This window comes from Klebsiella sp. Ech2A (genome assembly GCF_030078455.1).
GTDB classification, from domain to species: Bacteria; Pseudomonadota; Gammaproteobacteria; order Enterobacterales; family Enterobacteriaceae; genus Klebsiella; species Klebsiella terrigena.
The window spans coordinates 23,737-32,651 of record NZ_JAQGFU010000035.1; the positions used below are offsets into that span (position 1 = coordinate 23,737).

Annotated in this window: 10 protein-coding genes; 8 read left to right on the forward strand and 2 right to left on the reverse strand. The window is 56.1% G+C overall.

The features are described 5' to 3' along the window. Window positions 1-45 precede the first annotated feature (45 nt). The 6 genes from idnO to psiF all read left to right on the forward strand — a co-directional run bounded on the left by idnO (window position 46) and on the right by psiF (window position 5,825). On the forward strand, window positions 46-810 hold the full coding sequence (idnO, locus tag PFH44_RS09755) for a gluconate 5-dehydrogenase (RefSeq protein ID WP_076944634.1): 765 nt from the start codon (window positions 46-48) through the stop codon (window positions 808-810). Between the two features lie 110 nt (window positions 811-920). After that, window positions 921-2,210 carry an MFS transporter gene (locus PFH44_RS09760; protein WP_045854169.1) on the forward strand — a complete coding sequence of 430 codons (1,290 nt, stop codon included), beginning with the start codon at window positions 921-923 and terminating at the stop codon, window positions 2,208-2,210. Between the two features lie 66 nt (window positions 2,211-2,276). Then, window positions 2,277-3,269, forward strand: a complete 993-nt coding sequence (gene idnR, locus PFH44_RS09765) for a DNA-binding transcriptional regulator IdnR (protein ID WP_045854170.1) — start codon at window positions 2,277-2,279, stop codon at window positions 3,267-3,269. Between the two features lie 365 nt (window positions 3,270-3,634). After that, a complete protein-coding gene (gene iraP, locus PFH44_RS09770) occupies window positions 3,635-3,895 on the forward strand; it encodes an anti-adapter protein IraP (protein ID WP_045854171.1) in 261 nt (86 codons plus the stop codon). 87 nt (window positions 3,896-3,982) lie between these two features. Continuing rightward, a complete protein-coding gene (phoA, locus tag PFH44_RS09775; protein ID WP_283824908.1) occupies window positions 3,983-5,413 on the forward strand; it encodes an alkaline phosphatase in 1,431 nt (476 codons plus the stop codon). 91 nt (window positions 5,414-5,504) lie between these two features. After that, entirely contained in the window at window positions 5,505-5,825 is a 321-nt protein-coding gene (gene psiF, locus PFH44_RS09780) for a phosphate starvation-inducible protein PsiF (protein WP_283824909.1), read from the forward strand. Window positions 5,826-5,867: 42 nt separating this feature from the next. On the opposite strand, the gene proC is transcribed toward psiF, so the two are convergent. Further along, window positions 5,868-6,677, reverse strand: a complete 810-nt coding sequence (proC, locus tag PFH44_RS09785; RefSeq protein WP_045854173.1) for a pyrroline-5-carboxylate reductase — start codon at window positions 6,675-6,677, stop codon at window positions 5,868-5,870. Window positions 6,678-6,793: 116 nt separating this feature from the next. Here proC and PFH44_RS09790 point away from each other — a divergent pair, with 116 nt between their 5' ends. Then, the gene (locus tag PFH44_RS09790) at window positions 6,794-7,246 is read left to right on the forward strand and encodes a YaiI/YqxD family protein (protein WP_045854174.1); all 453 of its coding nucleotides are present in this window, start codon (window positions 6,794-6,796) and stop codon (window positions 7,244-7,246) included. A gap of 1 nt (window position 7,247) precedes the next feature. Here the strand turns inward: PFH44_RS09790 and PFH44_RS09795 are convergent, their stop codons facing one another. Continuing rightward, window positions 7,248-7,949, reverse strand: a complete 702-nt coding sequence (locus PFH44_RS09795) for a DUF2076 domain-containing protein (protein WP_283824910.1) — start codon at window positions 7,947-7,949, stop codon at window positions 7,248-7,250. A gap of 335 nt (window positions 7,950-8,284) precedes the next feature. Here PFH44_RS09795 and aroL point away from each other — a divergent pair, with 335 nt between their 5' ends. Further along, window positions 8,285-8,815 carry a shikimate kinase AroL gene (gene aroL / locus PFH44_RS09800; RefSeq protein WP_045854176.1) on the forward strand — a complete coding sequence of 177 codons (531 nt, stop codon included), beginning with the start codon at window positions 8,285-8,287 and terminating at the stop codon, window positions 8,813-8,815. Window positions 8,816-8,915 lie beyond the last annotated feature (100 nt).

Genomic DNA, 8,915 nt, shown 5'->3' on the forward strand with positions numbered 1-8,915 from the left:
TACGCGTATACAGTTACGCGTAACAGCTATCTTAAAAGAGGTTTTATGCGAAATTTATTCGATTTATCGGGGAAGCGAGCGCTCATCACCGGTTCTGCCCAGGGGATTGGTAATCTGCTGGCCGGCGGCCTTGCAGAGTACGGCGCGGAGATCATTATCAACGATCGGACCCAGCTGCGTGCGGACCAGGCCGCGCAGGCGCTGGTTGATCGGGGCTATCGCGCAGTGGGATGCGCATTTGATGTGACCAGGGCGGAGGAGGTTGAGCGCGGGATTACCCGTATTGAGCAGGAAATTGGGGCGATTGATATTTTAATTAATAACGCCGGGATCCAGCGCCGATATCCTTTTACTGAATTCCCCGAAGCGGAGTGGGATCGGGTTATTGAAGTTAACCAGAAAGGGGTGTTCCTCGTCTCGCAGCAGGTCGCTAAATATATGATGACGCGCCGCGCGGGTAAAATAATAAATATTTGCTCGATGCAAAGCGAATTAGGTCGAAAAACCATTACCCCGTATGCCGCATCGAAAGGGGCGGTCAAAATGCTTACCCGTGGAATGTGCGTGGAGCTGGCGGAATATAATATTCAGGTTAATGGCATTGCCCCCGGCTATTTTGCTACCGAGATGACGGCTGCGCTGGTGAATGACGAGGCGTTTTCCGCATGGCTGTATCAGCGTACGCCGGCAGCCCGCTGGGGAAAACCGGAGGAGCTGATTGGCGCTGCGGTGTACCTGGCCTCTCCGGCGGCCAACTTCGTCAACGGTCATCTGCTGTTTGTCGATGGAGGGATGCTTGCCGCCGTCTAATTTCCAGCCTAATCCAGATTGTATCGCTGCTGCTTTAGGCGCAGTTAATAAAATGAAGCTGAAGTCATAATTAAACCCGTTTGCCTACGAACATAATCTGAGGATTGCTTATGCAAATGCTCGCGAAGTTACCAGCGCGTCGCTGGTGGTATTTAATGCCCATCATTTTCATTACCTATAGTCTGGCCTATCTCGATCGCGCGAATTACGGATTTGCCGCCGCGGCGGGAATTGAAAATGATTTAGGCATCACCAAAGGGACCGCGTCGCTGATTGGCGCGCTCTTTTTTCTCGGCTATTTCTTTTTCCAGGTTCCCGGTGCGATATATGCCGTAAAACGCAGCGTGCGCAAAATGATTTTTTGCAGCCTTATATTATGGGGCGTCTGCGCGGCGGCGACCGGATTTGTCAGTAATATTCCGATGTTGATGGCTATTCGCTTTACCCTCGGCGTGGTCGAGGCGGCGGTGATGCCGGCGATGCTGATTTATATCAGCAACTGGTTTACCAAAACCGAGCGTTCGCGTGCCAATACCTTCCTGATCCTCGGTAATCCGGTGACCGTGCTGTGGATGTCTATCGTTTCCGGCTACCTGATTCAGTCCTGGGGCTGGCGGGAAATGTTTATTATCGAAGGCATTCCGGCAGTTCTGTGGGCGGTATGCTGGTGGATACTGGTTCGCGATAAACCTTCAGAGGTCTCTTGGCTGAACGAGCAGGAAAAACAGGCTCTGCAGCAGGCGATGGATAGCGAACAGAGTCATATCAAGCCGGTACGTAACTATGGCGAGGCGCTGCGGTCGCGCAACGTCATTATGCTGTGCGCCGTGCATGCGCTGTGGAGCATCGGCGTGTACGGCTTTATGATGTGGATGCCGTCGATTCTGAAAAATGCCGCGCAGATGGATATTGTGGCGGTAGGCTGGCTGGCGGCCGTGCCGTATCTGGCTGCCATTATATTAATGCTGACGGTCTCCTGGCTGTCGGACAAGTTCCAGAATCGTAAGCTGTTTATTTGGCCACTGCTGCTGATCGCCGCTATTGCCTTCTTCGGTTCATGGATGGTGGGCAACCAGGCATTCTGGTTCTCTTATGCTCTGCTGGTGATTGCCGCAGCCTGCATGTACGCGCCGTACGGTCCCTTCTTTGCGCTGATTCCTGAGCTGCTGCCGCGCAACGTCTCCGGCGTTTCTATGGGGCTGATTAACAGCTTCGGGGCGCTTGGTGCTTTCCTCGGCGCGTGGCTGGTTGGCTATTTGAATGGCGTTACGGGCGGTCCCGGCGTTTCTTATACCTTTATGGCTATTGCGCTGCTGGCCTCGGTGGTGCTGATGTATAACGTGCGGGCCAATAATGAACCCTCTTCATCGCTGCTGACGGCAAAAAAGGTTGCGGGTTAACATAAACCGTAGCTGCTGTGGTAAGGTTCTCTGCGAGCACATAAGTCGTTTGTCGTAGAGAACCTGATGAAAAACAGCCGGATGACATTACAGGATATCGCCAACCTGGCGGGGCTTAATAAAATGACGGTGAGCCGCTATCTGCGCGACCCTGGCCAGGTGTCGCAGCGCAGCCGCGAGCTTATTTCTAAAGTCATGGAAGAGAATAACTATATCCCCAACCGGGCACCGGAAATTCTGCTCAACGCGCGCAGTAAAACAATCGGCGTGCTGATCCCCTCCTTTCGCAATCAGATTTTCGCCGACGTGCTGGCCGGTATTGAATCGGTGACTTCCGCGCATCAGTACCAGACCCTGATCGCTAACTACGAATATGACCCCCAGCGCGAAGAGCGCGAAGTGCTCAACCTGCTTTCATATAATATCGATGGCCTGATCCTGACCGGCAAGCAGCATAGCGATCGCATGATCCAATACGTACGCGCGAGCGGTATTCCGGTTGCGGAACTGATGGACTTCGGTGGCCCGCAGCTTGATATTCAGGTGGGCTTCGATAACGAAAAGGCCGCACGGGATATGACCAACGCTTTTCTCGAAAGCGGCAAACGGTCAATTGCCTTCTTTGGCTCAATGGACGATCCCCGCGATCTGAGCCGTTTTCGCGGTACCGAACTGGCGCTGCAGGCTCATGGCCTGAAGGCGTATCACATGGCTCCGCGTACGATTTCTTCGGTCGCCCTTGGGCGGCAGATGTTCCTGAAAATGCAGCAGTCGTGCCCGGGTATCGACGCGATTTTTTGTACCAATGACGATCTGGCGGTTGGCGTATTGCTTGAATGTCAGTCTCAGGGTAAAGCGGTGCCGCAGGATATGGCTATTGCTGGTTTTCACGGGTTGGAAATTGGCCGCGCAAGTTTGCAGAAAATAGCCAGCGTCATTACTCCACGTTATGACATCGGTAAAACGGCCAGCGAAATACTGCTTGCCAGACTTGCCGGTAAAGATGCACCGGACAGCGTGAATTTGGGCTACCAGATATATTATGGCGATACGTTATAGTTATATATGCGCTATCCCTAAAATTGCTGATGCCTTGACCCTGCGGCTCCCGACTCATTCACCGGCCTCGACCCGTCAGATCGCTGGCTGTGCTCCTGCCAGGTTGGCCGCCTTTCTGCAACCGAATTTATTTTCGCGGGCGCTGGAATAGCAATATTCCTTTTAACTCTTATCTATTAAATTTAGTTATGAAGATTATTACGCCGGTATTCAGGGGAACCCTCGCGCCAAATAAGTAATGAGCAAAACGTTTCGCTAAATATTGGTTGCGGCGAGTAATCATTTTAAAAAAATAATTCTGGTATCCGACGGCTAATGTATGACATAAATAGCAACTCACGGACCTCGCCTAAGGATAAAGCGTTGTGAAGAATCTCATTGCCGAGCTACTGGTAAATCTGGCACAAAAGGAAGAGGAAACAAAGGAGCTGACGGTGCAGGTTGAAGCGCTGGAAGTGGTGGTCACGGCGCTGCTAAGGCATATGGAGCAGGACGCTCAGCGGGCGTTAATTAACGATATTGAACAGGCTATCGAGCAGGCCAGCCCCGGTCCGCTGGTTGACGAGCGCGATGCCCAGCGGTTGCAGCAATATATAAAAAAGCTGTTGCGGCATCCTCGTAGCTAGCGCCTGTGACAAGGCATGGATGCTGTCATTTTACTGTCACATCGCTTTTATAAAGTCTCCCTCGTTTTGTTTTTTAAGTATTTTTACATGGAGACGACAAAAGTGAAATTAAGCGCCCTCTTTATTGCCCTGCTGCCTCTGCTGGCTTCCCCGGTTATTCATGCTGATACCCCGTCCGCCCCGGCGCTCGATAATCGTGCCGCCCAGGGAGATATCACCGCTCCCGGCGGCGCTCGTCGTTTAAGCGGCGACCAAACTGCCGCGTTACAGGCCTCATTAATCAACAAGCCAGCCAAAAATATTATTTTGCTGATTGGTGACGGAATGGGGGATTCAGAAATTACTGCCGCACGCAATTATGCCGAAGGCGCGGGCGGTTTCTTCAAAGGTATTGATGCGCTGCCGCTGACCGGCCAGTACACCCATTATTCTCTGGATAAGAAAACCGGCAAGCCGGATTATGTGACCGATTCCGCCGCCTCCGCGACGGCGTGGACCACCGGCGTCAAAAGCTATAACGGCGCGCTGGGCGTCGATATCCACGAGAAAGATCACCAGACCATCCTTGAGCTGGCGAAAGCCGCCGGCTTTGCTACCGGCAACGTCTCTACCGCCGAACTGCAGGACGCCACGCCGGCCGCTCTGGTGGCGCACGTGACCTCACGTAAGTGCTATGGCCCCAGCGTTACCAGCGAAAAATGTCCGGGCAACGCGCTGGAAAAAGGCGGCAAGGGCTCGATTACCGAGCAGCTGCTGAACGCCCGCGCCGACGTGACGCTGGGCGGCGGAGCAAAAACCTTCGCTGAAACCGCCACCGCCGGTGAATGGCAGGGCAAAACGCTGCATGACCAGGCGATCGCCCGCGGCTACCAGATTGTTACCGACGCCGCTTCGCTGGCCGCGGTCGGCGAAGCCAATCAGGGCAAACCGCTGCTGGGGCTGTTTTCTGACGGTAATATGCCGGTTCGCTGGGAAGGGCCTAAAGCCTCCCTGCACGGTAATATCGACAAGCCGGCGGTAACCTGTACCCCGAACGCGAAGCGCGACGCCTCGGTGCCAACGCTGGCGCAGATGACGGATAAAGCCATCAGCCTGCTGAGCAGCAACGAGAAGGGCTTCTTCCTGCAGGTTGAGGGCGCCTCCATCGACAAACAGGATCACGCGGCGAACCCGTGCGGCCAGATTGGCGAGACCGTCGACCTCGACGAAGCGGTGCAGAAAGCGCTGGAGTTCGCCAAAAAAGATGGCAACACCCTGGTGGTGGTGACCGCCGACCATGCGCACTCCAGCCAGATCATCCCCGCGGATGCTAAAGCTCCGGGCCTGACGCAGGCGCTGACCACCAAAGACGGTGCGGTGATGGTGATGAGCTACGGTAACTCCGAGGGCGAGTCGATGGAGCATACCGGGACGCAGCTGCGCATCGCCGCCTACGGCCCGCATGCGGCGAACGTCGTCGGCCTAACCGATCAGACCGACCTGTTCTACACCATGAAAGAGGCTCTGGGCCTGAAATAAGCCCGTGCCGGCGGCGAATTTCTGCCGCCGGCTGGTTTTTTTCCCGTCAGCGACCAGACTTACAGGGATTGGCTCACAAAAGGATGGTGCGATGAAAATAACATTACTGGTAGCTCTGTTGTTCGGCCTGGTCTTTGCCACAGCGGTAAGTGCCGCGGAAAAAACGTCGACTCCCCAGCAGCAAAAAATGACGGTCTGTAACAAAGACGCGTCGGCGAAAGCGCTGAAAGGGGACGAGCGTAAAGCGTTCATGAGCAGCTGTCTGAAGAAAGATGCGCCGGCTCCGGAGAAAAAAGGGCTAACGCCTCAGCAGCAAAAAATGGGCGAGTGTAACGGCCAGGCGACCCAGCAGTCGCTGAAAGGGGACGATCGTAAGAAATTTATGAGCGCCTGCCTGAAAAAACAGGGATAGTGGAATCGGGTGAGGCCGAGCCTCACCCGATTATGCCCGGCTTCAGGAGCGGCTAAGCTTCTCTGATTTTTCCATGCATTTCGCCATCGCTTCGATCACCGCTGAACGGAAACCTTTCTCTTCCAGCACCCGAACCGCCTCGATGGTGGTTCCGCCCGGCGAGCACACCATATCCTTCAGCGCGCCCGGATGCTCTCCGCTTTCCAGCACCATTTTCGCCGAGCCCATCACCGCCTGCGCGGCAAACTTATAGGCCTGGGCCCGCGGCATGCCGCCGAGCACGGCGGCGTCAGCCATCGCTTCGATAAACATAAACACGTAGGCCGGCGCCGAGCCGCTGACGCCGACCACCGGATGGATCATCGCCTCAGAGATAATCTCAGCCTGACCAAAGCAGCGGAAAATTGTCAGAATTTCAGCGGTTTCTTCGCTGGTGACCAGCGCGTTTGGCGTGACGGAGGTCATGCCCGCGTTGACCAGTGAGGGCGTGTTAGGCATGGCGCGGACGATCTTGCGATCGTGTCCCAGCGCGCGCGCGAGCTGATCGAGGGTGACGCCCGCCGCGATGGAGACCACCAGAGAATCTTTATTCAGGCTGGAGGCCACGTCGCTCAGCACTTTAACCATGATCCCCGGCTTCACTGCGCCGAACACAATATCCGCAACCTGGGCAACGTCCTGAGCGCTCTGCGCCGCGTTGATACCGTACTGGTCGCGTAGGGCCGCTACTTTATCCGGCGACGGGGTGTAGACCCAAATTTGTCCCGGCTGTACCTGCCCGCTGGCGATTAGGCCGCCGAGAATGGCCTTACCCATATTGCCGCAGCCGATAAAGCCAATTTTCTTCTCCATCACCCTTCTCCTGTGCTTATTTTGTCGTGAGTTATCTAGCTTATCACTCCGGAGCTTTCCCGGGGGACAAAAGCAGGTGACAATAATCGCCCCCTTTTTCGTCCACAGGAGCTGGAATGGCTATTTGGGTTGATGCGGACGCCTGTCCAAACGTGATTAAAGAGATTTTGTTTCGTGCCGCCGAGCGCACGCAAACGCCGACGACGCTGGTGGCAAACCAGGCGCTGCGGGTGCCGCCGTCGCGCGTTATTCGCACCCTGCGCGTAGCGCAGGGCTTTGATGTCGCCGATAACGAAATCGTTCGCCTGTGCGAGCCGGGCGATCTGGTGATTACCGCCGATATTCCGCTGGCTGCCGAAGTGCTGGCCAAAGGCGGCGCGGCGCTCAATCCGCGCGGGGAGCGCTACAGCGAGGCCACCATTCGCGAGCGCCTGACGATGCGTGATTTTATGGAAACGATGCGGGCCAGCGGCGTGCAAACCGGCGGCCCGGATACCCTATCGCAGCGCGACCGTCAGCAGTTTGCCGCCGCGCTGGAGAAGTGGCTTACAGAAGCGAAAGGTCGGTAGCCTACACCCAGCTATCGTCGTCGCTGCCGATGTCGTCATCGCCGAAGCCGGCGTCGAAGTCGGAGCTATAGGTGCTGTTATCCGCAAGGAACTGACCGTCGTCCTGACGGAAGGGATCGTCCGACGCGCTGCTGTCCGCCGTCTGCGCGAGGTCGGCCTGCGGCTGCTCTTCGATGATATTGACGATCTCCTGCGGGTGCGAGCCGCTGAACATATTGGTCAGCATATTGCCGAGCACCACGCCGCCCGCCACGCCCGCCGCGGTCTGGAGCGCACCGGCCATAAAGCCGCCGCCGCGAGCCGCCTGAGGAGCGTAGTTCTGCTGCTGCATTTGCGGGGCATACTGCGGCTGTGCGCCGGCCTGCGGCCGACCGTACTGCTCCGCGCCCGGAATAGGGTCAGAACCGCGCGACTGCGACTGACCGCCGCCAAACAGGCCGGCGAGAAACCCGCCGCTGCTCGGTTTTGCCGCCTGCAGCTGCGTCACCTGGCCTTCCAGCGCCTGGATACGATCGTTGAGCCGCTTAATCGCCGCTTCCTGAATCAGGATCGTTTGCGCCATGTAGTAGGGGGCGGCCGGCTGCTCCTTGATGTGCTGCGCAATCCGCTCCTCGGCGTCGGCATCGCGCGATGCGCTCTGCGTTCCGGCCTCTTTTAGTCGGGAAAACAGCCCATCGATAAGGCGTTGTTCTTCAGATTGCATGATACATTCCTCTGTCACACTGATAAATTACGGTCAGAGTGCGTCTGGACCACCCATGTTGTAAATATGTTGCAGCGTAAAGCTTTGCATAAATGTGTTACCGTTTACGCTTGCCAGCGGCTAAAAAATAATCCCTGAGTCGAGGTAAATCTGGCGCAACATTTAATGCAATGATAGGTTTACATGCAAAATCCCTTTGCTCTCTATGATGAAAGGGAGCGCCTGATAATTTGTAACGTTTATTTTACGGTTATCGTGACGCCGCTTTGCAGGTATCATTGCGCACTTTTCGTATTCATTTTCCCGCAAAATGCGGAACCAGAGGGTCTTCGGTAATGACACAGCCAATTTATCTCATCGGTCCACGCGGCTGCGGTAAAACGACGATCGGCCACGCGCTGGCGCGGGCGCGCAATTACCAGTTTACCGATACCGATCATGCCCTGCAGGCGCTTGAGCAGCGTACGGTCGCGACGATCGTCGAGCAGGAGGGCTGGGATCGCTTTCGTGAGCTGGAATCGCAGGCGCTAAAAGCGGTCACCCGCCCGGAAGCGGTTATTGCGACCGGCGGCGGCATTGTGCTCATCGAAGAGAACCGCCAGTTTATGCGTGAGAACGGCGTGGTGTTCTATCTCCAGGCCTCGGTATCTGCGCTGATTGACCGCCTTGAAGCCTATCCGAAAACCGAACAGCGTCCGACGCTAACCGGCAAACCGATCCGCGATGAGGTTGGCGAAGTGCTGGCCCAAAGAGAGGCGCTGTACCGGGCAACCGCGCACCATATTATCGATGCGACCGCCGAGCCGGATGAGGTGGTCGGGCGGATCGTGGCGACGCTGCAGAGCGCCTGTGCGGTTGATAATTAACCCTTCAGGATGGCGAAAGCGCCGCCTGCTGGCGGGTAACGGAGCGAGTTCGGACTTTAACTGGGGCAAACGGAGCGCGGCTATCTATACTTTATGGCTC

Excerpts from the sequence above, each read along its gene's own strand:
- PFH44_RS09795 (WP_283824910.1), bottom strand. The coding sequence starts at position 7,949 with ATGCAATCTGAAGAACAACGCCTTATCGATGGGCTGTTTTCCCGACTA.
- proC (WP_045854173.1), bottom strand. The coding sequence starts at position 6,677 with ATGGAGAAGAAAATTGGCTTTATCGGCTGCGGCAATATGGGTAAGGCC.
- aroL (WP_045854176.1), top strand. The coding sequence starts at position 8,285 with ATGACACAGCCAATTTATCTCATCGGTCCACGCGGCTGCGGTAAAACG.
- PFH44_RS09760 (WP_045854169.1), top strand. The coding sequence starts at position 921 with ATGCAAATGCTCGCGAAGTTACCAGCGCGTCGCTGGTGGTATTTAATG.
- psiF (WP_283824909.1), top strand. The coding sequence starts at position 5,505 with ATGAAAATAACATTACTGGTAGCTCTGTTGTTCGGCCTGGTCTTTGCC.
- idnO (WP_076944634.1), top strand. The coding sequence starts at position 46 with ATGCGAAATTTATTCGATTTATCGGGGAAGCGAGCGCTCATCACCGGT.
- PFH44_RS09790 (WP_045854174.1), top strand. The coding sequence starts at position 6,794 with ATGGCTATTTGGGTTGATGCGGACGCCTGTCCAAACGTGATTAAAGAG.
- idnR (WP_045854170.1), top strand. The coding sequence starts at position 2,277 with ATGAAAAACAGCCGGATGACATTACAGGATATCGCCAACCTGGCGGGG.
- phoA (WP_283824908.1), top strand. The coding sequence starts at position 3,983 with ATGGAGACGACAAAAGTGAAATTAAGCGCCCTCTTTATTGCCCTGCTG.